Annotated in this window: 21 protein-coding genes; 9 read left to right on the top strand and 12 right to left on the bottom strand. The window is 73.0% G+C overall.

All coding sequences use genetic code 11. The annotated features are described in order from the left end of the window. Positions 1–113: 113 nt before the first annotated feature. Positions 114–761, top strand: a complete 648-nt coding sequence (locus tag ACFO0B_RS30270) for an AAA family ATPase (protein ID WP_378616878.1) — start codon at positions 114–116, stop codon at positions 759–761. A gap of 33 nt (positions 762–794) precedes the next feature. On the opposite strand, the gene ACFO0B_RS30275 is transcribed toward ACFO0B_RS30270, so the two are convergent. Together ACFO0B_RS30275 and ACFO0B_RS30280 are read right to left on the bottom strand one after the other, a co-directional pair. Beyond that, complete coding sequence (locus ACFO0B_RS30275) at positions 795–1,739, bottom strand: YegS/Rv2252/BmrU family lipid kinase (protein ID WP_378616880.1); 945 nt, start codon at positions 1,737–1,739, stop codon at positions 795–797. Continuing rightward, positions 1,736–3,370, bottom strand: a complete 1,635-nt coding sequence (locus ACFO0B_RS30280; protein WP_378616882.1) for an FAD-binding oxidoreductase — start codon at positions 3,368–3,370, stop codon at positions 1,736–1,738. Before ACFO0B_RS30280 ends, ACFO0B_RS30275 begins: the two co-directional genes overlap by 4 nt. Before the next feature lie 47 nt (positions 3,371–3,417). Here ACFO0B_RS30280 and ACFO0B_RS30285 point away from each other — a divergent pair, with 47 nt between their 5' ends. Together ACFO0B_RS30285 and ACFO0B_RS30290 are read left to right on the top strand one after the other, a co-directional pair. After that, entirely contained in the window at positions 3,418–4,005 is a 588-nt protein-coding gene (locus ACFO0B_RS30285) for a TetR/AcrR family transcriptional regulator (RefSeq protein ID WP_378616884.1), read from the top strand. Continuing rightward, positions 4,002–5,501, top strand: coding sequence for a glycerol-3-phosphate dehydrogenase/oxidase (locus ACFO0B_RS30290; protein ID WP_378616886.1), 1,500 nt, complete (start codon positions 4,002–4,004; stop codon positions 5,499–5,501). The genes ACFO0B_RS30285 and ACFO0B_RS30290 overlap by 4 nt, the downstream gene beginning before the upstream one ends. A gap of 53 nt (positions 5,502–5,554) precedes the next feature. Here the strand turns inward: ACFO0B_RS30290 and ACFO0B_RS30295 are convergent, their stop codons facing one another. Beyond that, positions 5,555–6,076: a GNAT family N-acetyltransferase gene (locus tag ACFO0B_RS30295; RefSeq protein WP_378616888.1), complete on the bottom strand. Its 522-nt coding sequence runs from the start codon at positions 6,074–6,076 to the stop codon at positions 5,555–5,557. 153 nt (positions 6,077–6,229) lie between these two features. Here ACFO0B_RS30295 and ACFO0B_RS30300 point away from each other — a divergent pair, with 153 nt between their 5' ends. The 3 genes from ACFO0B_RS30300 to fdhD are packed head-to-tail and all read left to right on the top strand — an operon-like array spanning position 6,230 to position 10,997. After that, positions 6,230–7,792 (top strand): FHA domain-containing protein, encoded by a 1,563-nt coding sequence (locus ACFO0B_RS30300; RefSeq protein WP_378616890.1) that lies wholly within the window; start codon positions 6,230–6,232, stop codon positions 7,790–7,792. Between the two features lie 32 nt (positions 7,793–7,824). Continuing rightward, on the top strand, positions 7,825–10,134 hold the full coding sequence (locus tag ACFO0B_RS30305; RefSeq protein WP_378616892.1) for an FdhF/YdeP family oxidoreductase: 2,310 nt from the start codon (positions 7,825–7,827) through the stop codon (positions 10,132–10,134). Continuing rightward, positions 10,131–10,997, top strand: a complete 867-nt coding sequence (gene fdhD, locus ACFO0B_RS30310) for a formate dehydrogenase accessory sulfurtransferase FdhD (RefSeq protein ID WP_378616894.1) — start codon at positions 10,131–10,133, stop codon at positions 10,995–10,997. The genes ACFO0B_RS30305 and fdhD overlap by 4 nt, the downstream gene beginning before the upstream one ends. On the opposite strand, the gene ACFO0B_RS30315 is transcribed toward fdhD, so the two are convergent. Both ACFO0B_RS30315 and mihF read right to left on the bottom strand, forming a co-directional pair. Then, positions 10,966–11,376, bottom strand: coding sequence for an NUDIX hydrolase (locus tag ACFO0B_RS30315; protein ID WP_378616896.1), 411 nt, complete (start codon positions 11,374–11,376; stop codon positions 10,966–10,968). The genes fdhD and ACFO0B_RS30315 overlap by 32 nt on opposite strands. 18 nt (positions 11,377–11,394) lie before the next feature. Further along, the gene (gene mihF / locus ACFO0B_RS30320; RefSeq protein ID WP_067654521.1) at positions 11,395–11,709 is read right to left on the bottom strand and encodes an integration host factor, actinobacterial type; all 315 of its coding nucleotides are present in this window, start codon (positions 11,707–11,709) and stop codon (positions 11,395–11,397) included. Positions 11,710–12,037: 328 nt separating this feature from the next. Between mihF and ACFO0B_RS30325 the strand changes: the two genes are divergently transcribed. Further along, a complete protein-coding gene (locus tag ACFO0B_RS30325; protein ID WP_378616898.1) occupies positions 12,038–12,412 on the top strand; it encodes a nuclear transport factor 2 family protein in 375 nt (124 codons plus the stop codon). A gap of 57 nt (positions 12,413–12,469) precedes the next feature. Here the strand turns inward: ACFO0B_RS30325 and ACFO0B_RS30330 are convergent, their stop codons facing one another. The 6 genes from ACFO0B_RS30330 to ACFO0B_RS30355 all read right to left on the bottom strand — a co-directional run bounded on the left by ACFO0B_RS30330 (position 12,470) and on the right by ACFO0B_RS30355 (position 18,477). Beyond that, positions 12,470–12,895, bottom strand: a complete 426-nt coding sequence (locus ACFO0B_RS30330) for an STAS domain-containing protein (protein ID WP_378616900.1) — start codon at positions 12,893–12,895, stop codon at positions 12,470–12,472. 199 nt (positions 12,896–13,094) lie between these two features. Then, entirely contained in the window at positions 13,095–14,375 is a 1,281-nt protein-coding gene (clpX, locus tag ACFO0B_RS30335) for an ATP-dependent Clp protease ATP-binding subunit ClpX (protein ID WP_357021039.1), read from the bottom strand. 387 nt (positions 14,376–14,762) lie between these two features. Beyond that, a complete protein-coding gene (locus ACFO0B_RS30340; RefSeq protein ID WP_378616902.1) occupies positions 14,763–15,431 on the bottom strand; it encodes an ATP-dependent Clp protease proteolytic subunit in 669 nt (222 codons plus the stop codon). Positions 15,432–15,499: 68 nt separating this feature from the next. Next, complete coding sequence (locus tag ACFO0B_RS30345) at positions 15,500–16,087, bottom strand: ATP-dependent Clp protease proteolytic subunit (RefSeq protein WP_233016497.1); 588 nt, start codon at positions 16,085–16,087, stop codon at positions 15,500–15,502. Between the two features lie 196 nt (positions 16,088–16,283). Beyond that, a complete protein-coding gene (gene tig, locus ACFO0B_RS30350) occupies positions 16,284–17,687 on the bottom strand; it encodes a trigger factor (RefSeq protein ID WP_378616904.1) in 1,404 nt (467 codons plus the stop codon). 223 nt (positions 17,688–17,910) lie between these two features. Then, on the bottom strand, positions 17,911–18,477 hold the full coding sequence (locus ACFO0B_RS30355; RefSeq protein ID WP_378616906.1) for an FKBP-type peptidyl-prolyl cis-trans isomerase: 567 nt from the start codon (positions 18,475–18,477) through the stop codon (positions 17,911–17,913). A 198-nt stretch (positions 18,478–18,675) separates the two neighbouring features. On the opposite strand from ACFO0B_RS30355, the gene ACFO0B_RS30360 reads away from it, so the two are divergent. Then, on the top strand, positions 18,676–21,141 hold the full coding sequence (locus ACFO0B_RS30360; RefSeq protein ID WP_378616908.1) for a phosphoketolase family protein: 2,466 nt from the start codon (positions 18,676–18,678) through the stop codon (positions 21,139–21,141). 78 nt (positions 21,142–21,219) lie between these two features. Next, positions 21,220–22,218 (top strand): cyclase family protein, encoded by a 999-nt coding sequence (locus tag ACFO0B_RS30365; RefSeq protein WP_378616910.1) that lies wholly within the window; start codon positions 21,220–21,222, stop codon positions 22,216–22,218. A gap of 66 nt (positions 22,219–22,284) precedes the next feature. Here ACFO0B_RS30365 and ACFO0B_RS30370 read toward each other — a convergent pair whose 3' ends face one another. Beyond that, on the bottom strand, positions 22,285–23,868 hold the full coding sequence (locus ACFO0B_RS30370; RefSeq protein WP_378616912.1) for an FAD-binding oxidoreductase: 1,584 nt from the start codon (positions 23,866–23,868) through the stop codon (positions 22,285–22,287). Between the last annotated feature and the right edge of the window lie 17 nt (positions 23,869–23,885).

A 23,885-nucleotide genomic window follows, 5' to 3' on the forward strand; every position in this document is an offset into this window, starting at 1 on the left:
TGATCCCAGGGTTTTCCCGGTTGCCGAAGCGGCTTTCGATGGGGAGTCTGGAAGGGGTGAACCCCCCGCCGGAGATTGCATCGGTCTCATCGCCCGAGCCCGATTTGCCCGTTGTGCGGGCTTTCGCACTCGCACCGCACACGTTGCACGATCTGCGCCGGGCAGGCGAAACCGGCGGCGCCGTCGGGGAATTGCGGTATCCGGCGCGGGCCGCGCTGGTCGTCGCCGGCATTCCGGGCGCGGGTAAGAGCACGGCGCTGCACACCTTCTTCGGCACCGAGCCGGACGCCGACGCCCCCGCGCGCACCGAGCGCGGCGCCGTCGTCGTCGATTCGCACCAGGCCAGGGTGCGCTGGCGGCGCAGCCTGGCCTGGCTGCCGTACCCGCTGTGGCGGCCGGTGGTGCACGTCGCGCACTACCGCGCGGTGCGCGCGGCGCTGCGCGGCGCCGCCGGGCCGGTGGTGATCCACGACTGCGGGACCTACCGCTGGGCCAGGCGGATGATCGCCCGCTGGACCGCGGAGGCGGGGCGGGAGCTGCACGTCGTCATGCTCGACGTCGCGCCCGAGGTGGCGCGGGCCGGGCAGCGGGCGCGCGGGCGGCGGATCAATCCGGTCACCTTCGCGCTGCACTGCAGGCGCTGGCGCGGGCTGGTCGCCGACGCGGTCCGCGACACCGCCGCGCCGGGGCGGACGACCTCCGCGGTGCTCACCGACCGTGCCGCGCTGAATCGGCTGCAGCGCATCGTCTTCGAGGACTGAATCCCTTTCGAGTAGCGCGGCGTGCCCCTCGTCCTAGCTCGGCACCAGCACGCGCAGGGCGGCCGGGACGGCGCGCACGGTGATCGGCAACTGGCCCGCCGGTTCGCCGTCGGCGGTGGCGGGGGCGCCGGGCGCGGTGAGCGTCACCTCGGCCACCCGCAGCTGGGTGCTGGCCGGGTGGTCGATCCGCCTGCCCGCGGCGAGCGCGGGGAGCAGGCGCAGCATCTCCAGGCGGGAGACCGCGCCGACGACGGTGAGGTCGAGCAGCCCATCGTCCGGTTCGGCGTCGGGGCAGATCAGCATGCCGCCGCCGTAGGTGCGGGTGTTGCCGATGGCCACCATGACGGCCTCGGTCTCCAGCACGGCGCGGCCGTCGGCGGTGGCCGGGTTGTCCAGGGCGCCGGGGGCGAGCCCGGCCAGCTCCAGCCGGTAGGGCACGCCGAGCCCGCTGCCGAGCTCGGCGAGCGCGGCCACGGTGTAGCGCAGCGAACCGCGCGGCCTGCGCATGGCGTTGGCGCGCAGCGTCACCCGTGCGTCGAAGCCGGTGCCGGCGACGGTCACGAACCACTGCTCCCCCGCACCCCCCTCGATCAGCCCGAGATCGAGCGTGCGGGCGTTCCCGGCGAGCAGCAGCTCGACCGCCGCGACCGGGTCGTCCACCGGGATGCCGAGTTCGCGGGCCAGGTCGTTGCCGGTCCCGGCGGGGACGAGCCCGAGCGCGACCCCGGTGTTCGCCAGCGCGGGCAGCAGCACGTTGACCAGCCCGTCGCCGCCGACGCAGACCACCGCGTCCGGCCGCAGCTCCCGGCTCCGCACCGAATCCATGACCAGCCGAACCGATTCCGCCGCCGTCCCGGCCCGCACCTCGGTGATCTCGGCGCCGCGATCGGTGAGCGCGGCGAGCGTGGCGCCCGCGACTCCGTGCCCGCGCCCGGCCCCGGAGTGCGGGTTGGTCACGACGGTGACCCGGCGGATCACGGCAGCAGCTTTCCGGGGTTGAGGATGCCGGCCGGGTCGAGCTCGCGCTTGACCGCGCGCAGCACCCGCACGCCGAGGTCGCCGATCTCCGCGGACATCCAGGCGCGGTGGTCGGTGCCGACGGCGTGGTGGTGGGTGATGGTTCCGCCGTGCCCGGTGATGGCATCGCCCGCCGCGGTTTTCGCGATCGCCCACTGCTCGGCGGGGTCGTCGAGCCGCTTGGCGACCACGGTGAAGTAGAGCGAGGCGCCGGTCGGGTAGGTGTGCGAGACGTGGCACATGACCAGCGGCGGCGTGCCCTGCCCCTGCAGCGCCGCGGTGAGCGCGGCGGTGACGGCGGCCTTGAGCGCGCCGAGGTTCGACCAGGTGGTCGCGGTCTCCAGGGTCTCGCAGAGCACCCCGACGTCGAGCAGGGCATCGCGCAGGTAGGGCGCGCCGAAGCGGCCGTGCTCCCAGTCGCGCGCGGGTTGCGGCCCGAGCGCGGTGCCGCCGGCGGCCGTCAGCAGGGCGTGCGCCTCGGCCGCGCGGGCGGCCACGTGCGCCGCGCTGCCCTCCACGGTGGTCACGGCGAGGCAGCCGGCCACCGCGCCGCCGCCGATGTCACCGGAGCGGGCGAGGTTCACCCCGGTCTCGGCCTCGTCGGAGAGCCGGAGCACGGTCGGTGCCGCACCCGCCTGCACCACCGAACGCAGTGCGGCGGCGCCGGTTTCGAAGTCGGGGAAGGACCAGGCCTGGTACTCGACCGCCGCGGGAATCGGATGCACCCGCAGCGTGACCGCGGTGAGCACACCGAGTGTTCCCTCGGAGCCGAGGAAGAGCGCGCGCAGGTCGGGGCCTGCGGCCGAGGCGGGGGCGCGGCCGAGCGCGAGCGTGCCCGCCGGGGTGGCGACGGTGAGCCGCTCCACCATGTCGTCGAAGCGGCCGTACCCGGCCGATGCCTGCCCGGACGAGCGGGTCGCGGCGAAGCCGCCGATGCTGGCGAACTCGAAGCTCTGCGGGTAGTGGCCGAGCGAGAGGCCGTGCCCGGCCAGCAGCGCCTCGGCCTGCGGGCCGGTGAGCCCGGCGCCGAGGGTCGCGGTGCCCGCGACGGGGTCGACCTCGGTCAGCCCGTCCAGCCTGCGCAGGTCGAGCGCGATGACCGCCGCGCAGTCGCCGCGCAGCGGCTGCACCCCGCCGACCACGCTGGTGCCGCCGCCGAACGGGACGACGGCGATCTTCAGGCCGGCACAGAAGGAGAGGAGCGCGAGCACCTCGTCGTGGCTGCCGGGGAAGACCACCGCGTCCGGTGCCTCCTGCGTGCCGGTCGCGCGGCGGCGCAGCAGGTCGAGGGTGCTCTTGCCACCCGCGTGGCGCAGCCGGTCGCGGTGCTCCGCCGACACGTGCTCGACGCCGACCACCGCGCCGAGCCCGGCGAGCAGCGCCGCGGGCAGGGCGGGCTCCGGTAGTGGCACGCCGCCCTCATCGCGGCGCGCCACCGGCTCCCCCGAAACCCCGAAAACCTGGGTGACCAGGCTCCGGACCTGCTCCGGGAGCGGCTTGTGCCCGGCGGGGACCCCCCAGGCGTCCCACACCATACCCGGTGCGGCCGCCGTCCGGTCGGTCTCGGCCGCGGGGTTCTTCGTCTCCACCATGCGTTACAGTGTGACATGAACTGTCAAGCAGTAAGTCGAGGGGAAACGTGCCGGAATCCGAGACCATCGACCACGCGATCTTCCGCGCCGCCCGCGACTGCGTTGCCGAGTTCGGGGTGCGGCGCACCACGCTCACCGAGGTGGCGCGGCGGGCCGGGGTGAGCAGGCCGACGGTCTACCGGCGCTGGCCGGACACCGGCTCGCTCATCGCCGAGCTGCTGGTCCGCGAGCTGCGCGACATCGTCGCGACGAGCATGCCCACCGACGGCGACGCCAGGCGGAGGCTGGTGACCGGCGTGGTCGGCGGCGCGCGGCTGGTGCGCGCGAACCCGCTGTTCATCAAGATCTTCCGCACCGACACCGACCTCATGCTCACCTACGTCTTCGGCAGACTGGGCCGCAATCAGCGCGCCCTGATCGAGCTCTTCGCCACCGCCATCGCCGACGGCGCGCGGGACGGCTCCATCCGCGCGGGCGAGCCGGAGCGGATGGCGACCATGCTGCTGCTCATCGTGCAGTCCGCGGTGCAGTCGGCGGGTACCGTCGCCGAGCTGCTGGACGGCCCCGCGCTGGACGCCGAGCTCACCCGCGCCGTCGACGGCTACCTGCGGCCCGATCGAGAGGAAATCCCATGACCGGCGACTCCGCCCTCGATGCCGCCCGCCGCGCCCGCGAACTGGCCGCGCTCGGTGCCGACCCCGCGGTCGACGTCCTGGTGATCGGCGGCGGCGTGACCGGTGCGGGGGTCGCGCTGGACGCGGCGAGCCGAGGGCTGCGCACGGTGCTCGCCGAGCGCGCCGACCTGGCCTTCGGCACCAGCCGGTGGAGCTCCAAGCTGGTGCACGGCGGGCTGCGGTACCTGGCCTCCGGGCAGGTCGGGATCGCGCACGAGAGCGCGGTCGAGCGCGGCATCCTGCTGCAGCGGACGGCGCCGCACCTGGTCCGCGCGCTGCCGCAGGTGGTGCCGCTGCTGCCCGGGATCGGCGGCGCGCAGCGCGCCCTCGTCCGGGCCGGGTTCGTCGCGGGCGACGTGCTGCGCCGCGGCGCGGGCACCGGGGCGGCCACGCTGCCCCGCTCGCGCCGGATCGCCGCCGCCGAGACGCTGCGGCTGGCACCGACCGTGCGCCGCGCCGGGCTGCGCGGCGGGCTGCAGGCCTGGGACGGGCAGCTGGTGGACGATGCCAGGCTGGTGGTCGGGCTGGCGCGCACCGCTGCCGCGCACGGTGCCCTCGTGCTCACCCGGGTCGCGGCCGAGCGTGGCGGCGCGGTGCTGCGCGACACCCTCTCCGGCGAGACGCTCGAGCTGCGGCCGCGGGTGGTGGTGAACGCGGCAGGGGTGTGGGCGGACACCGTCGACCCGAGCATCTCGCTGCGGCCGAGCCGGGGCACGCACCTCGTCTTCGACGACGCGGCGTTCGGCGGGCTCGGTGCCGCGCTCACCGTGCCGGTGCCGGGCAGCGTCGGGCGCTTCGTCTTCGCGCTGCCCGCCCCGCACGGCCGGGTCTACCTCGGGCTCACCGACGAGGATGCCCCCGGGCCGGTGCCCGACGTCCCCGAGCCGACCGACGGCGAGGTCGACTTCCTGCTCGGCGTCGTCAACACGGTGCTGCGGGAGCCGCTGTCCCGCGGCGATATCCGCGGCAGTTTCGCCGGGCTGCGCCCGCTGCTGCGCACCGAGGGCGGGGCCACCGCCGACATCTCGCGCAGGCACGCGGTGCTGGTCTCGCCGACCGGCATGGTGACGGTGGTCGGCGGCAAGCTCACCACCTACCGCCGGATGGCGGAGGACGCCGTCGACACCGCGGTGCGGACCGCCGGGTTGACCGCCGGGCCGTGCCGGACGCGCGACCTCCCGCTGGTCGGCGCCGTCGCCGGCGCGGCGCGGGACCGGCTCGTCGCGCCGCAGCGGCTGCTGGAGCGGTACGGCGCCGAGGCGCCGCTCGTGGCCGGGGCAGGCTCCGCCGAGCAGATCGCGCCGGGGAGCGACGTCACGCACGCCGAATTCGCCTTCGGCATCAGCCACGAGGGGGCGCTCTCCCCGGACGACCTGCTCGACCGGCGCAGCCGGGTCGGGCTCGTCGCCGCCGATCGGGAGGCGGCGCTGCCCGCCGCCGAAGCGGCGTTCGGCTGAGCGCCGACGGCCGTGCACCGCGCCTGCCCGGCGGTGCGGCGCCCGGCTGGCTCTCAGCCCGTCAGTGCCCGCCAGTCGGCGAGTTCGGCGCGCATGCAGGCGCGCGGCCAGTGGTCGAGGCCGTGCGCGGCCTCGGCGGCGCGCAGGGCACGCAACCCGGGCGTCTCCTCCTCGGGCGCGAGGAAGCGGAAGCCGAGCCGCCGGTAGTACGGACCGTTCCAGGGCACCTCGACGAAGGTGGTCAGGGTGAGCGCGGTCAAGCCGCGCGACAGTGCCCACGCGGCGGCGTGGTCGAGCAGCCTGCGGCCGATGCGGCTGCCGCGCAGCGCCGGGTCGACCGAGACCTGGTCCACGTGCGCGGCACCGTCGACCAGGTCGAGGACCAGATAACCGGCGGGGCCGTCCGCGTCCCAGACCCAGGCCCGTCCGGCCCGGACGTACTCGCCGAGCAGCTCGAGCGCGGGCGGGTCGTCCTCGGCCACCGCGTGCATGCCGAGCGCCGCGAAGGGCACCCCGGCGGCTCTCTCCAGTTCCTGCAGGGTCGGCAGGTCGGCGGGGACGGCGGGGCGGATCACGGGAGGCACCCTATCCGCGTGGCCTGCTCCGGCGCGGCCCTTTCCGCCCGGCGCGGACAACCGCTGCGGTGCCCTTCGCCACCCGCCGACCGGGCTCGGGACCGGGCGCCCGCCTCTATGCTGGCTGGGGATGTCCCGGGAAGGAGGGCGCGGATGCGCAGTGAAACGTCCACCGTCGGGATCGTTCCCGGCTCGGGGCTCGTCGCCCGGTTCGGCGGGGTCGTCGTCTTCCTCGCGAGCGCGAACGGCGCCACCGACCGGATCCTCGGCGCGGTGCGCGCGGCCGCCGACGGCGAGCGGCCCGGGCCCGCGATCGCGCAGCGGCTCGCCGCCGTCGTCTTCGCCGGGAGCGCGGAGCCGCCGCCGTTCGGCGTGGTCGCGCCGACCCCGGACGGCACCCTGCTGCTGCTCCGCGGGCCGGTGAGCGCGCAGCTGCACGGCGCGGAGGGGGTGCGCACGCTCTCCGGCGAGCGCGCCTTCACCTGGGTGGACGAGATCGTCCGGGAACCGGTGCGCACCGTCTCGGTCGGCCCCGACGAGGCGTTCCCGCTCGCCGTCGCGGCGCACAGCGACCTGCGCGAGGGTGTGGTGCCCGGCGGTGGTTTCGTCCTGCGCGCCGCCCTGCGCCGGGTGGGCGGGCGCAAGGCCGTCACCCGCCGCGCCCCGAAGCCGCCCGCCGCGGCCGCGGAGCCGCCCCCGACCCAAGCCTCCGGCTTCGCCGCCACCCCTGAGCCCACCGGCGCCGAGGCGGCCGTCTCGGCAGGCCCCGCCACCGCCGCCGAGGCCGCCCTCCCCGGGGCAGGTGCCCCCGCCGAGCCCGGCCCGACCGTCCGGGTCGGCAAGGGAAGGCAGAAGGCAGCGGGCAACCGTTCCGCGACCGGCCACGCCGCCGCGGCGTCATCGCCCCCCACCGGCCACGCGGCCGCGGGAAGTCCGTCCGCAACCGGCTACTCCGTCGCCGACGCCGCATCCGCGGGGCCCGCCACCGGCCACGCGGGAGCCGCGTCGAGCCCTGCGACCGGCCACGCGGCCGCGGGCTCCCCCGCCGCGACGGGCCACGCCGCCGCAGCCACCGGCCACTCCCCGGCAGGCACACCCCTGCCCACCGGCCACACCTTCCCGGGCAATGCCGACGCCGACCCCACCGCCAAAGCCCCGCCGCGCCCCGACCCCCCGCGCCCCCTCGCCTGGTCCCAGGTCCCGGAGGGCCCACACACCTTCGCCCCGCACACCGGCAGCGCACCCCCGTCCGCCCGCATGTTCCCCCCGCGCCGGGGCGAGGCCCCGGGCCGGGACGCCAAGGGCCGAGTGGCGCTGCGCAAGGCGACGGGCAGCGGAACCAGGGTCATGCCGGTGGTGACGGCTCCGGAGAGCGGTGCGCTCGGCGCCCTGCTGGTCGACGGCACCGCCTACCCGTTGGACCGCCCGTACGTCATCGGCCGCGGCCCGCAGACCGACGCCGCCGTCAAGGCCGCCGTGGCCGCCCCGCTGGTACTCCCGCGCGACCGGCACGTCTCCCGGGTGCACGCCTACGTCGACATCGACAACGGCAATGTCTTCGTCCGCGACGCCGGGACCGGCGCGGGCACCTTCGTCGCGGCGCCGGGCACCGACGAGTGGGCGCGCATCGGCACCGACCGCACCGAGCTCCCGCCGGGGGCACGGGTGCGGATCAGCGACCGGGTCCTCACCTACCTCCCGGACCAACCGCACTGACACATCCCACGATTTGGCGGATAGTGTCGGGTATGCATCGCAACAGCCCGCGGACCGACATCGACGAAGCCGCGCTCGAGGTCAGCGCGCCGAAGCAGCAGGCGGCCGGGGTCACGGCGGTGGCGGTGGCGTTGAAGCGCTCGGTCGAGGAGATGGGCGTCGTCCGCACCGCCCGCACCCTGACCAGGCTGAACCAGGTGCACGGCTTCGACTGCCCCGGCTGCGCCTGGCCGGAGCCATCCGGCCACCGGCGCCCCGCCGAGTTCTGCGAGAACGGCGCGAAGGCGGTGGCCGAGGAGGCCACGCTGCGCACCGTCGACCCGGCGTTCTTCGCCGAGCACTCGATCGCCGACCTGGCCGCCAAGTCCGGCTACTGGCTCGGCCAACAGGGCCGGATCACGCATCCCATGGTGTTGCGCGCGGGCGACACCCACTACCGCCCGATCGCCTGGGACGACGCCTACCGCCTGATCGCCGATGGCCTGCGCGCCCTGGACTCCCCGGACGAGGCCGTCTTCTACACCTCCGGCCGCACCGCCAACGAGACCGCCTTCCTCTACCAGGCCCTGGTCCGCGCCTACGGCACCAACAATCTGCCGGACTGCAGCAACATGTGCCACGAGTCCTCGGGCACCGCGCTCACCCGCTCGATCGGCATCGGCAAGGGCTCGGTCTCGATCGACGACTTCCCGAAGGCCGACCTGATCATCGTGGCCGGGCAGAACCCGGGCACCAATCACCCGCGCATGCTCAGCGCGCTGAGCGACGCCAAGCAGGCGGGCACGACCGTGCTCGCGGTGAACCCGCTGCCCGAGGCCGGGCTGCTCGCCTTCCGCGACCCACAGACCCCGCGCGGCCTCATCACCGGCGTCGAGATCGCCGACGACTTCCTGCAGATCCGGCTCGGCGGCGACATGGCGCTCTTCCGCGGCCTGGCCCGGCTGCTCTTCGAGGCCGAGGACCGCGCGCCGGGCACCGTGCTCGACCGCGAGTTCGTCGAGCGGCACACCGCGGGCTTCGCCGAGTACGAGCGGCAGGCCCGCGCGGCCGACCTCGCCGAGGTCGAGCAGGCCACCGGGCTGACCCGCGCGCAGCTGGAGCGCACCGCGCACCGGCTGGCCCGGTCGCGGGGCACCATCATCTGCTGGGCCATGGGGCTGACCCAGCAGGCGCACGGCGTCGCCACCATCGAGGAGGCCACCAACCTGCTGCTGCTGCGCGGCATGATCGGCAAGCCGGGCGCCGGCGTCTGCCCGGTGCGCGGCCACTCGAACGTGCAGGGCGATCGCACCATGGGCATCTGGGAGCGGATGCCGGAGCCGTTCCTGGCCGCGCTCGACCGCGAGCTCGGCATCACCAGCCCGCGCGAGCACGGCTTCGACACCGTCGACGCCATCCGGGCCATGCGCGACGGCAGGGCGAAGTTCTTCATGGCGATGGGCGGCAACTTCGCCTCCGCCTCGCCGGACACCGAGGTCACCGAGGCCGCGCTGCGCTCCTGCGGGCTGACCGTGCAGGTCTCCACCAAGCTCAACCGCAGCCACGTGGTACACGGCCGGACCGCGCTGATCCTGCCCACCCTCGGCCGCACCGATGCCGACGTGCAGGCCGGCGAGCGGCAGCAGGTGTCGGTGGAGGACTCCATGTCGATGGTGCACCTGAGCACCGGGCGGCTGCGTCCGGTGAGCCAGGAGCTGCGCAGCGAGGTCGCCATCGTCTGCGAGCTGGCGGCCGAGCTCTTCGGCCCGGAGCACCCGGTGCCGTGGGGCGAGTTCCGCCGCGACTACGACCGGATCAGGGACGCCATCGCTCGGGTCGTCCCCGGCTGCGCCGACTACAACGCCAAGGTGCGCTCGCGCAACGGTTTCCAGCTGCCGCACCCGCCGCGCGACGCGCGTGAGTTCCACACCGGCACCGGTAGGGCGAACTTCGGGGTCAACGACCTGACCTGGCTTCCGGTGCCGCAGGGGCGGCTGATCCTGCAGTCGCTGCGCAGCCACGACCAGTACAACACCACCATCTACGGCCTGGACGACCGCTACCGCGGCGTGCGCAACGCGCGCCGGGTGGTGCTGGTGCACCCGGACGACATCGCCGAGCTGGGCCTGGAGCCGGACCAGCTGGTCGACCTGGTCTCCGAGTTCACCGACGGCGTCGAGCGCCGGGTGATCGCCTTCCGGGTGGTGCCCTACCCGACCCCGCGCGGCAACGCCGCCGCCTACTACCCCGAGACCAACCCGCTGGTCCCGCTCGACCACGTGGCGGCCGGCTCGAACACCCCGGTCTCCAAGGCGGTCGTGATCCGGATCGAGCCGCACGTGCACGTCGGCGCCCCGTCGTGAGCCGGGTGACCGCGCGCCGCCGGATGCGCCGCATCACCCCGGCCGGGGAGATCACCAGGCCGGATTCGCTCGCGGTCGAGGAGCCGCTGGAGATCCGGGTGAACGGGCAGTCGCTCACCGTCACCATGCGCACCCCCGGCAGTGATATCGACCTGGTGCACGGCTTCCTGCTGGCCGAGAACGTCATCGCGAGCGCCGACGAGGTGGTGAGCGCGCGGTACTGCGCGGGCACCGACGACCAGGGCCGCAACACCTACAACGTGCTCGACGTGCAGCTGCGGCACGCGGCGGCGGTTCCCGCCCGCAAGGTGCTCACCACCGGCGCCTGCGGGCTCTGCGGCCGCACCGCGCTCGACCAGGTGCACACCAGCACCGCGTACCCGCTGACCGGCACCGGCCCGGTCGTCCCGCCCGAGGTGCTGGCCGGGCTGCCGGAGACGCTGCGCGCCGAGCAGTCGGTCTTCGACGCCACCGGCGGACTGCACGCCGCCGGCCTCTTCACCCCGGCGGGCGGGATGGTCTGCGTGCGGGAGGACATCGGCAGGCACAACGCGGTGGACAAGGTGGTCGGCTGGGCGCTCCGGGAGCACCGGGTTCCGCTGCACGACCTGCTGCTCGTGGTGAGCGGCCGAGCCTCCTTCGAGCTGGTGCAGAAGGCGGTGCTCGCCGGGATCCCGCTGCTGGCCGCGGTCTCCGCCCCGAGCTCGCTCGCCGTCGACCTGGCCGTGGAGTCCGGCCTCACCCTCGTCGGTTTCCTGCGCGGCGAGACCATGAACATCTACGCGGGCGAGCACCGCGTCCTCGCCACCGACGAACAGCGACGGGAACCCCTCAGAACCCCGACCACGCGCCCCGCGCGGTGATGTGCTCCAGCGCCTCGACCACGGCCGGGGCGCAGCGATGCGCGTCCTCCGGCCCGAACCACGCCAGCTCCGCGATCTCCGCCGCCGGGGCTGGCGTGCCGTGCCCCGGCGCGGTGAAGCAGTGCATCTCGACCAGGGTCCCGGGAAGCCCGTGGGCAGGCGCGGTGATCGTCACCACGGGCGTGATCCCGTGCGGTTCCAGGTCGACGCCGACCTCCTCGCGCACTTCGCGAACCAGTGCGCGGGCCAGGGTCTCCCCCGGCTCCGGCTTGCCGCCCGGCAGGTAGAAGGCGTCCCTGCCTTCGGTCCGGACGGCCAGCAGCCTGCGCTCCCGCAGGCAGAGCCAGGCCACGGAGGTGAGCGTCGATTCCCCGGTCATACCTGGAAATGTAGTGCGTCAGGGAGCGAGCGCGTCGAGCAGCGCGGCCCGCTGCCGCGCACCGAGGCCACCGATCCGGCGGTCCTCGGGGATGTCGGCCTGGTCGAGCAGCTTCGCGGCCTTGACCGGGCCGACCCCGGGCAGTGCCTTGATGACGGCGGCCACCTTGGTCTTCTTGACCAGCTCGTCCGAGTCCGCCTTCTTCAGGAGATCGGCGACGCTCACCTTGCCGGACTTCACCTTGCCGATCAGCTCCGAGCGTGCCTTCCGAACCGCCGCCGCCTTGGCCAGCGCTTCCGAGCGTTGTTCGGCGGTCATCGTGGGCAGTGCCATTTCTCCTCCGCTTTCACTCGTCACATCGAACATCTGAATCAACCGGACCGATTAGACAGCACCGGATCGGCGCCGAACGGCCGACACACCGGAAAAACGCCGTGCGAACGCGATGAATCCCGCCGTCATAGCCCGTCTGCACCACTATGAGGTAACGCACCATCCCGGCAACCCGACATTCGGGTATGGCTTCGGAACACCGGGTTCAACGGCGAACCCGAGGGAATCGACGACGCTTCCCACCCTGTTTCCGGACCGAGCCGACCGCGCACCCTGCTACCCTGCGAACTAGAACACGTTCCACTTTCGCTCGGAAACAGAGGTTGGCATGGCACAGCAGATCCGCGACGTGGTGCTCCGATACGTCGAACTGGTCGGCTCCGGTTCGACCGCGGATATCGTGGCGCTCTACGCCGACGACGCCGTGATCGAGGATCCGGTCGGCACCGAGCCGAAGAAGGGCCACGCCGAGATCGCCGCGTTCTACGACGTCATCACCGGCCTGGAGCGCTCGACCGAGCTCACCGAGGGCACCGTGCGCGCGGTCGAGGGGCACGCCGCCTTCCAGTTCACGCTGACCACGAAGTTCGGTGACCAGAGCTTCGTGGTCTCACCGATCGATGTAATGGAGTTCGACGCCGACGGCCGGATCACGCACATGCGGGCCTACTGGGGCCAGGACGACATGAAGGTCGAGGGGTAGGGCCGGATCCGGCCGCGGCGAACCGCCGGCTCGCCCGAGTGGCGAGCTCGGCGCCGGCTAGCTCGTCCGAGCGGCGAGCGCAGCCGCTGCCGCCAGGTCGCGGACCGTACGCACCGGCGGTTCCACCGCGGCGACCGCCAGCAGCCGGTCCACGCACGGGGTACCGGCCAGCACGCACAGCGAGCGCCCGGCTCCCTCGAGTTCGGCGCGGATGTGGAGCAGCGCGCGCAGCCCGGCGCTGCCGAAGAAGGTGACCTTGGACAGATCCACCGCGACCAGCGGCGCGGGCAGATCCAGTGCGGCTCCGAGCCTGCGGGCGAAGATCTCGGCGGTGTAGCCGTCCACATCACCGGCGACGGCGCAGAGCGTCAGCGCGGCGCCCGGGTGCGTGACCGCGACGCGGAGCCGATCCGCTGGGCTGCCGCGCTTGGCGGCGGGGGCGGGCGGTGCGATGGGCTGACGGGGTGGGGCGAGAACGATCATGAGGACCTCGGTCCTGTGCGTTCGCGTCGACCGGGGTCGGCGGGGCGGAGCGCCCCGGGATCAGAGCCTCGAAAGGAATGCCTCGGAACTGGGCTGGTGTATCTCAACCTTCCCTACCGAGTACCCGCTGTGCGACCTCGCTACACCGAATGTTTCCGCCTGCCCCGGGCGAGCTGCTCGCCCGGGGAGCGGGAGAAAACTACGCCGACTTCTCGCGGCGCTCGGTGCGCTGCTGCTTGCGCGGCACGATGGTCGGCAGCACGTTGTCGTTCACCGTGTCCGCGGTGACGACCACCTTGGCGACATCGTCGCGGCTGGGGATGTCGTACATCGCGGGCTGGAGGACCTCCTCCATGATCGCCCGCAGGCCGCGGGCGCCGGTGCCGCGCAGGATGGCCTGGTCGGCCACCGCCTCCAGCGCGTCGTCGGTGAACTCCAGGTCGACGCCGTCCATCTCGAAGAGCCGGACGTACTGCTTGACCAGCGCGTTCTTCGGCTCGGAGAGGATCTTGACCAGCGATTCCTTGTCCAGGTTGGTCACCGAGGCGACGACCGGGAGCCGGCCGATGAACTCGGGGATGAGCCCGAACTTGATCAGATCCTCCGGCATGACCTCGCCGAAGTGGTCGGCGGTGTCGATCTCGGCCTTGGAGCGCACCTCGGAGCCGAAGCCGATGCCGCGGTGCCCGGTGCGGTCGGAGATGATCTTCTCCAGCCCGGCGAACGCCCCCGCGACGATGAACAGCACGTTGGTGGTGTCGATCTGGATGAACTCCTGGTGCGGGTGCTTGCGCCCGCCCTGCGGCGGCACGCTCGCCTGGGTGCCCTCCAGGATCTTCAGCAGCGCCTGCTGCACGCCCTCGCCGGAGACATCGCGGGTGATCGACGGGTTCTCGCTCTTGCGGGCGATCTTGTCGACCTCGTCGATGTAGATGATGCCGGTCTCGGCGCGCTTGACGTCGTAGTCGGCGGCCTGGATCAGCTTGAGCAGGATGTTCTCGACGTCCTCGCCGACGTAGCCCGCCTCGGTGAGCGCGGTGGCGTCCGCGATCGCGAAGGGCACGTTGAGCATCTTGGCCAGCGTCTGCGCCAGGTAGGTCTTGCCGCAGCCGGTGGGGCCGAGCATCAGGATGTTCGACTTGGCCAGCTCGACCGTCTCACCCCGGCTGTCCCGGCTCTTGTCGCCCGCCTGGATCCGCTTGTAGTGGTTGTACACGGCGACGGCGAGGGTGCGCTTCGCGGTGTCCTGCCCGATCACGTAGTTCTCCAGGAAGTCCCGGATCTCCTGCGGCTTGGGCAGCTCGTCCAGCTTGACCTCGCTCGACTCGGCGAGCTCCTCCTCGATGATCTCGTTGCAGAGATCGATGCACTCGTCGCAGATGTACACCCCTGGTCCCGCAATGAGCTTCTTGACCTGCTTCTGGCTCTTTCCGCAGAACGAGCACTTGAGCAGATCGCCGCCATCACCGATGCGCGCCATCTCGTGGGTCCCTACTTCCTTGTCCGCGTGCAACCGTTGTTCCCGGCTGCCAGCTGTCCGCCGTTCGTCCGCACCGCGGCGACGTCCGTCCGCGCTGCGGCCCCGCCGCCGTCACGACACGCTCGGTGCCGAGGCGAACACTCGTCGTCACGACGGTCGATCCACCGGTGTGGCGGGCGGGGCGGCGTTGTCGACAGCCAGGCTGTCAACCGGGAGCCGAGGTCCCTGTGTCGACCGTAACCGACATCTGCGACGCAGGTCGACAACTCGGGCATGTTTCTCGCCCGGCGTGTGCGTGGTCTCACCGGAAACCGGCACCGCGCACCGCGCCGATACCCATGCGGCCGGACCCGTCACACCGACGGGTCCGGCCGCGTGGGCGGGTCTTCACTTCTGTGCGCTCAGCTTCCGGTAGTCGAAAACCGTGTCGATGATCCCGTAGTCCCTGGCCGCCTCGGCGGTCAGGATCTTGTCGCGATCGGTGTCCTTGCGGATGGTGTCCGCGTCCTTGCCGGTGTGCCTGGCCAGGGTGGTCTCCATCAGCCTGCGCATGCGCTCGATCTCCGCAGCCTGGATCTCCAGGTCGGAGACCTGGCCCTGGATGCCACCCTCCAGCGACGGCTGGTGGATCAGCACGCGGGCGTTCGGCAGGCAGGCGCGCTTGCCGGGGGTGCCCGCGGCGAGCAGCACCGCGGCGGCCGAGGCGGCCTGGCCGAGGCAGACCGTCGCGACGTCGGCGCGCACGTACTGCATGGTGTCGTAGATCGCCATCAGCGAGGTGAAGGAGCCGCCGGGCGAGTTGATGTACATGGTGATGTCACGGTCCGGGTCGAGCGACTCCAGCACCAGCAGCTGCGCCATGATGTCGTTGGCCGAGGCGTCGTCCACCTGCACGCCGAGGAAGATGATGCGCTCCTCGAAGAGCTTGTTGTAGGGGTTCGACTCCTTGACGCCGAAGCTGGAGTGCTCGATAAAGGACGGCAGGATGTAGCGCGACTGCGCACCCTGCGGAGCGACGCCGGAGAGGCCGGCGCGCGGATCGGTCGGGTTGACCATGTTCGTCTCCAAAGTCTGTGCGGCAGCCGGACGTCCGGGTCCGGGCGGGGTCTGTCTCGGCGTGGCGCTCAGGCGCCCGCGCCGTTGGCCTGGTTCGCGTGGCTGACCACGTGGTCGACGAAGCCGTACTCCAGCGCCTCTTTCGCGGTGAACCAGCGGTCGCGATCGGCGTCGGCGGCGACCTGCTCCACCGACTTGCCGGTGTGCTGCGCCTGCAGCTCGTTCAGCTCCCGCTTGGTGTGCGCGAACTGCTCCGCCATGATCGCGATGTCGGCCGCCGAGCCGCCGATGCCCGCCGACGGCTGGTGCATCATGATCCGCGCGTGCGGCAGCGCGTAGCGCTTGCCCTTGGTGCCCGCGGTGAGCAGGAACTGCCCCATCGAGGCGGCCAGCCCCATGCCGACGGTGCGGATGTCGCACTCGGCGAACTGCATGGTGTCGTAGATCGCCATGCCCGCGGTGACCGAGCCGCCGGGGGAGTTGATGTAGAGCGCGATGTCGCGGGTCGGATCCTCCGCCGTGAGCAGCAGGATCTGGGCGCACAGCTTGTTGGCGATATCGTCGTCGACCTGCGTACCGAGGAAGATGATGCGTTCGCGCAGCAGCCGCTCGTACACCGAATCACTGAGGTTGAGTCCTGCAGTTGCGGATGTCATGCGCACCCCCGCCTGATTGTTTTCCACGAATACCTGCCCTCTCTCACCGGCTCGTCGCTGATGCGCCACACAGCCATCGCTTCACTGTCACAAACATTAACGAAGCAGGGCGGCACCGAACTCCCGGTACCGCCCCTCTTCGCTCACAGCGCAATCACACCGCACACCAGGCGGCGCGCTGCTCGCGGCATCGGCGTCACTCCGCCTTCGCGGTGACGGCGGTCTCGGTCTCGTCGGCGTCGGCTGCCTCGACCACGTCGGCCTCGACCTCCTCGGCCTCCGGCTCACCGAAGAGCTCGCCGGTGTCGACCGCGTTGCCATCGGAGTCGGTCACGGTGACCTGGCCGACCACGCCCGCCAGCGCCTTGCCGCGGCGCACGTCGGCGAAGACCGCGCCGAGCTGGCCCGCCTGCTGCACCTGCTGGATGAACTGCTCCGGGGCCATGCCGTAGCGCTGCGCCTGGAAAAGGATCCGCTCGGTGAGCTCGTCCTGGCCGACCTGGGTGTTGTCCTTCTCGGCGATGGCGTCCAGCAGCAGCTGGGTCTTCACCGACTTCTCGGCCGCCGCGCGAGTGTCGGAGTCGAACTCCTCGCGGCTGCTGCCCTGCGCCTCCAGCGACTCGGCGAACTTGGCCTCGTCGTGGTCGAAGCCGTGCACGGCGTCGTGCACCAGCGCGTCGACCTCGGCCTGCACGACGGCGTCCGGCAGCGGCACCTCGACCTGCTCCAGCAGGGCCTCGAGCACCTTGTCCCTGATCTCGCCGGCCTGCTGCACCTTCTTGACCCGCTCGACCCGGGTGCGCAGGTCGTCCTTCAGCTCGTCCAGGGTGTCGAATTCACTGGCCAGCTGGGCGAATTCGTCGTCCGCCTCGGGCAGCTCGCGCTCCTTGACCGACTGCAGCGTGACGGTGACGACGGCCTCCTGCTCGGCGTGCTCGCCCGCCACCAGCTTGGTGGTGAACTCCTTGGACTCGCCCGCCGAGAGGCCGATCAGCGCCTCGTCCAGCCCCTCGATGAGCTGGCCGGAGCCGACCTCGTGCGAGAGCCCGGTGGTGGCCGCCTCCGGCACCTCCGCGCCGTCCACGGTGGCGGAGAGGTCGATGGAGACGAAATCGCCGTCCTGCGCGGCCCGCTCGACGCCGCTCAGGGTGCCGAAGCGCTGGCGCAGCGACTGCAGCTGCTCATCGATGTCGGCATCGTCGATGGTGAAGGCGTCGACGGTGACCGAGAGCGAGCTGTAGTCCGGCAGCACGACCTCGGGGCGGATGTCGACCTCGGCCGAGAAGGCCAGCTCCTGGCCGTCCTCGATCTTGGTGATCTCGATCTCCGGCTGGCCGATGACCTTGACCTCGGCCGTGGTGACGGCCTCGCTGTAGCGCGCGGGCAGCGCGTCGTTGACGACCTGCTCCAGGATGGCGCCGCGGCCGAGCCGCGCCTCGAGCAGCCGGGCGGGCGCCTTGCCCGGGCGGAAGCCGGGGATCCGGACCTGCTTGGCCAGCGCCTTGTAGGCCCGGTCGAAGTCCGGCTTCAGCTCCTCGAAGGGCACCTCGACATTGATCCGGACCCGGGTCGGGCTCAGTTGCTCGACGGTGCTCTTCACGGACATGCTCCTTGTTCGTCGTTCGGTGTCGGCATTCGCGTACCTCACCCGCCGGGCCATGCCGCGCGGGGCAGCCGCTCCCCCGCCGCCGGGCGCGGGCGAATCCCCGGCCGTCGACCGTGGCGATCCCGCGCTCGCCGGACGGCGCTGGTGCGGCGTCAGGCATCCCGACAAGGGTAGTGGACCACTCGCGCGGCCCCGCATCCGGCGGGTGGTCGCGGACTCAGCTGCCGATCTGCACGGCGTCGGTCACGAAGACCAGGGTCTCGTTCGCCGCGATCCCGCGGCCGCCCTGACCGTAGCCGAGATCCGGCGGCACGATCAGCAACCGGCGGGCGCCCTGCTGCACCCCGACCAGCCCGGTGTCCCAGCCCTCGATCACCTGACCGGCGCCGAGGGTGAGCGGGAAGGTCTCGTCGCGGTCGAAGGAGCTGTCCAGCTTCTTCTTGTTCGACCAGGTCACCAGCGAGTAGTTCATGGTGAGCTGCTGGCCGGGCTGCGCGCCGGGGCCGGAGCCAGGCACCAGGTCCTCGGTGATCAGCTGCTTCGGCGGGTCGCAGTCGTCCGGCAGGGTGATGACCGGCGCGGTGCCGAAGCCGCCGTCGACGCCGATGTCGTCGGCGGTGCACTCGCGGCCCTTCGGCGCGGGCGCCGCCGCGGCTGAGCTCGCGGCCCGGGCGGTGGTCGTCGTCGCGGTGGCGGTGCTCGAATCGTCCGAGCCGCACGCGACGAGCCCGCTCGCCGCCACGGCGACGGCGCCGATCCCGATGATCCTGCGGAGAATTCGCATGCGGCGGACCCTATCGTCCGGCGTGCCGCCGCGGGGCCACCGGGCTACGCTCGAAAACGGATTGGCGCCCCCGGCGAGGGGTAGCTCGGCCACGGGACCGACGGCGCGGTCGGCACCCGCCCATGGATTCACACCCGCGAAGCCCGGTGCGGCGCGACGAGCGCCCCCGACCTCGCGCCGCACGGGAGGAGCCCGCGGATGACGCGGCTGGCCAGCGCCGGAGGCGACACCTCGGCGGACAACACCGACAGCGGCGGCGGCGCGACGATCGCGCCGCGCCGCTACGACCTCGGCGCCGCCCCCGGCCCGCTCGACCGCGCCGAACTCACCGCGCTCGACGCCTGGTGGCGCGCGGCCAACTACCTCTCGGTCGGGCAGATCTACCTGATGGCCAACCCGCTGCTGCGCGAGCCGCTCGCGGCCGGGCACATCAAGCCGCGGCTGCTCGGCCACTTCGGCACCGTGCCGGGGCTGAACCTGGTCTGGGCGCACGCCAGCCGGGCCATCCGGCAGCGCGACCTCAGCGCGGTCTTCGTCGCGGGCCCCGGCCACGGCGGCCCCGGCCCGAACGCCTGCGCCTGGCTCGAGGGCACCTACTCCGAGCTGTACGGCCACATCTCGCGGGACAGCGACGGCATGGCGGCCTTCTTCGCCCAGTTCTCCTTCCCCGGCGGGGTGCCGAGCCACTGCGCCCCGGAGACGCCCGGCTCCTTCCACGAGGGCGGCGAACTCGGCTACTCGCTGCTGCACGCCTTCGGCGCCGCGCTGGACAACCCGGACCTGACGGTGTTCTGCGTGGTCGGCGACGGCGAGGCGGAGACCGGGCCGCTGGCCGCGAGCTGGCACTCGGCCAAGTTCATCAATCCGGCCAGGGACGGCGCGGTGCTGCCGATCCTGGCGCTGAACGAGTACAAGATCGCCAACCCGACGCTGCTCGCCCGGATACCCGAGGACGAGCTGCGCGCCCTCTTCCGCGGCTACGGCTACGACCCGGTGATCGTGGCGGGCAGCGACCCGGCCGAGGTGCACCAGGCGCTGGCGGCCGCGGTGGACGGCGCGCTGGACCGGATCGCCGAGATCCAGCGCGCCGCGCGCGACGGCGACACCGCCCGCCCGACCTGGCCGCTCATCGTGCTGCGCACCCCGAAGGGCTGGACCTGCCCGCCGGTGGTCGACGGGGACCGGGTCGAGGGCACCTTCCGCGCGCACCAGGTGCCGCTGCCGAACGCCCGCGGCGACGACGAGCACCGCGCGGTGCTGGAGCAGTGGCTGCGCTCCTACCGGCCGGAGGAGCTGTTCGGCGAGTCCGGGGCGCCCACCCCCGAACTGGACGCGCTGAACCCGTCCGGGGAGCGCCGGATGAGCGCCAACCCGGTCGCCAACGGCGGCGCGCTCGTGCGCGACCTGCGGCTGCCGGACTGGCACGAGTACGGCGTCGAGGTGCCCGCGCCCGGCGCTGGCTCGCACGAGGCCACCCGGGTACTCGGCGGCTGGCTGCGCGACGTCACCGCGGCCAACCCGGACAATTTCCTCACCTTCGCCCCCGACGAGCTGGCCAGCAACCGGCTGCAGGACATCCTGGAGGTGACCGGCCGGGACTGGCAGGCCGAGGTCGGCGAGTTCGACGTGGGGCTCGACCGCCGCGGCCGGGTGATCGAGGTGCTCTCCGAGCACCTGTGCCAGGGGCTGCTCGAGGGGTACCTGCTGACCGGCAGGCACGGCCTCTTCACCTGCTACGAGGCGTTCATCCACATCGTCGACGCCATGTTCAACCAGCACGCCAAGTGGCTGGACGCCAGCGCGGCGGTGCCGTGGCGGCGCCCGGTGCCGAGCCTGAACTACCTGCTCTCCTCGCACGTCTGGCGGCAGGACCACAACGGCTTCACGCACCAGGACCCCGGCTTCCTCGACGTGGTGCTGAACAAGAAGCCGGAGATCGTCCGGGTGTACCTGCCGCCGGACGGCAACACCCTGCTCGCCACCTACGACCACTGCCTGCGCTCCAGGCACCTGGTGAACGTGGTGGTGGCGGGCAAGCAGCCGGGGCCGGACTGGCTCACCGTGGACGAGGCCGCCGCGCACTGCGCGCGCGGCGCGGGCATCTGGGAGTGGGCAGGCACCGGCGACAGCACCGGCAGCAGCCCGGACGTCGTGCTCGCCTGCGCGGGCGACGTGCCGACGCTGGAGACGCTGGCCGCGGCCGCCATCCTGCGCGAGCGGTTACCCGACCTGCGGGTCCGGGTGGTGAACGTGGTCGACCTGATGCGGCTGCTGCCCCGCGAGGAGCACCCGCACGGGCTGCCGGACCGCGAGTTCGACACGCTCTTCACCCGCGACCGCCCGGTCATCTTCGCCTTCCACGGCTATCCGTGGCTGATCCACCGGCTCACCTACCGGCGCGCCAACCACGACGGGCTGCACGTGCGCGGGTACAAGGAGAACGGCACGACCACCACGCCCTTCGACATGGTGATGCTCAACGACCTGGACCGCTACCACCTGGTCACCGACGTCATCGACCGGGTGCCGGAGCTGCGCGAGCGCGCCGCCGGGCTGCGCCAGGAGATGGTGGACGCGCGCTTCCGCGCCCGGGCCTGGACCCGCGAGCACGGCGAGGACATTCCGTGTGTCGCGGAGTGGAGCTGGCCGGAGGTCAGTCTCTGAGCCGAGGTACCGCCGCCGACCGACCGGTCCGCCTAGGGTGTCCGGCATGAGTTCGGTACTGCGGCCGGGACGCCGCTGATGTGCGCGCCCCGGATCGTCCGGTTCGCGCACGACATGGCGCGGGGGAATCGCCGCTCCACGGCGGGGAGCGCTCGCGCGGCGGCGGCCGGTTCGCCCGACAGCGCCGATGCGGGTCCGGAGGCGGGTTCGCCCGCTGGCACCCGCGCGGCTGGGGGAGCCGAGGGCCACAGCACGGCCGCGCCGGATGGCGTTCGCCCCGGCGGGGAGGCGCCGCGCACCGGGGTTCCGCGCAGGCGCGCGTTGCTCGGAGCGGGTCTGGCTGCGTTCGGCGCGGCCACCGTGGCCGCCGCCGCACCGGCCGGGGCCGGATCGGGCGTGGTGCTCGACCTGACCCACCCGCTCGGCCCGAACCTCCCCGTCTGGCCGGGCAACCCGCCGTTCGCGAGCGTCCCGGTGGCGACCTACGAGCGCGGCGGCTTCGCCCAGCACGCCATCGCCTACTGGGAACACACCGGCACGCACGTGGACGCCCCGCTGCACCGCGTCCCCGGCGGCGGCAGCGTCGACCTGATCGCCCCGGCGGACCTGGTGGCCCCGCTGGTGGTGCTCGACATCCGCGCCCGCGTGGCCGGCGACCCCGACGCCGCGGTGACCGTCGCCGACATCGACGCCTGGCGCGCCGCACACGGCGACATCCCCGAGCGCGCCTTCGTCGCCGCGCTCACCGGCTGGGAGTCGCGGCTGGCCGAGCAGGCCACCTTCCTCAACCTCGACGCCACCGGCACCCAGCGCACCCCCGGCTGGACGCCGGAGGCCGCGACCCACCTGGTCACCGAGTGCGGCGTCGTCGGCTTCGGCATCGACACGCTCAGCCTCGACCGCGGGGTGGCGCGGGACAGCCCCGCGCACACCGCGATTCTCGGCAGCGGCCGCTACGGCGTGGAAATGCTCGCCGACCTGGCGGCGGCACCCGCGGCGGGGGCGACGGTGGTGGTCGGCGCACCCAAGCACACCGGGGGTACCGGCGGCCCCTGCCGGGTCCTCGCACTCACCTGACCGGAACCGGCCCGGCCCACCGGGAACACGTCGGGCGGGCCGACGCGCCCCGGCGGGGCCGCGGCATCACGACCAGTCGGGTCGCCCGATCGAGAGCGCGTGCTGGAACGCCCCCGCCGGGTCGTACCGCTGCTTGACCTCGAGCAGCCTGGCGTAGTTGCCGCCGTAGTACAGCGCGTGCCACGGCACGCCCGAGCTGTTCCAGCGCGGATCGGCGAGATCGGGATCGGGGTAGTTGATGTAACTGCCGCCGTGCGCCGCGCCGGGCACCGGCACTCCGCCGGACCCGGCGTAGACGTCGCGGTACATCTCCCGCGCCCAGCCAAGGAACCGCTCGTCGTCCCCGGGCAAGCGCCACGCCGCGTGGATGAGCATCTTCATCATGGTGTCCCGAGCCGGGAAAGCCGTTGCCTCCGGCGCCACGGCATTGATCGCCCCGCCGAACGGAAGGAACTCCAGCTGCGATTCGCCGACCACCCCGGGGTTGGTGACGTGCCGGTAGAGCGCCCGCAACTGCTCGGTGTCGTACGCCTTGCGCAGGTACGCCGCCTTCACCTTGACCCGCGGATAGACGGCACCCTTCGGGTAGTAGACCTTCGAGACGGTGTCCGCGTAGGAGCTGCGCTCGATCGGCTGCACCACCGCCCCCGGCGTCACCCCGGCGGTGATCGCCGCGACGAACTCGTCCACCCTGGCCCGCGCGTCCGGCGCGTCGGCGTCGAAGAAGATCAGCACCTCGGCGCTGGCGACCACGTCGGTGCGGAAGTTGAGCGGCGCGTAGAGCCCGGCGAAGGGGTCGCCGGGGGCGCCGTGCTGCTCGTGGAAGGCGAGGTAGTTGCCGAGGAACCGGACGAACGACTCCTCGGTGGTGACCGGGAGCAGCAGCCTTCCGTGCAGCATGCCGCCGGGCGAGCGGGGCAGCGCGCGGGCCGGGTCGCCGCCGTCGGCGTCCGGCGAGCGGAAGAGGTAGCGGGTGACGATGCCGAAATTGCCGCCGCCACCGCCGGTGTGCGCCCACCAGAGGTCGCTGTGCGGGCCGTCCCTCGTGGCGAGGACGAGGCTCGCGGTGCCGTCCGCGTTCGCGGTGACCACCTCGACGCCGTACAGGTGGTCGGCGACCAGCCCGCGGCTGCGCGAGAGCGGCCCGTACCCGCCGCCGCAGACGTGCCCGCCGATCCCGACGGCGAGGCAGATGCCGGCGGGCAGCGTGACGTTCCACGGGTGCAGCGCCTGATAGACCGCGCTGAGCTCGGCGCCGGGGCCCACCGAGAAGGCGCCGTGCCCGGCGTCCCAGCCGATGCCGGTGAGCTTGCTCAGGTCGATGAGCGAGCGGGTGCGGTCGTTGTCGACGAAGTCGTCGAAGCAGTGCCCGCCGGAGCGGACGCCGAGGGTGAGCCCCTCGCCGAGCGAGCGCTCCACCGCGAGCCGGACCTGCTCCGCGTCACCGGGCAGGAAGATCTTCGACGGCCGCGCCGTGAACCGACGGTTGTAGCCGCGCATGGTCAGCGGCAGGTAGCGGGGGTCGCCCACGCCGAGCACCTCCGGCTCGGCCGCCGCCGCGACCGGCATGCCGACCGTCGTCGCTACTCCCCCGAGCGCCATCGCACCCAGGAACCGCCGACGGGTCACCGCCATCTTCTCCCCTGTCATCGCTGCCTGCCGAGCCA

It is taken from the genome of Nocardia jiangsuensis, assembly GCF_042650385.1.
GTDB lineage: Bacteria > Actinomycetota > Actinomycetes > Mycobacteriales > Mycobacteriaceae > Nocardia > Nocardia jiangsuensis.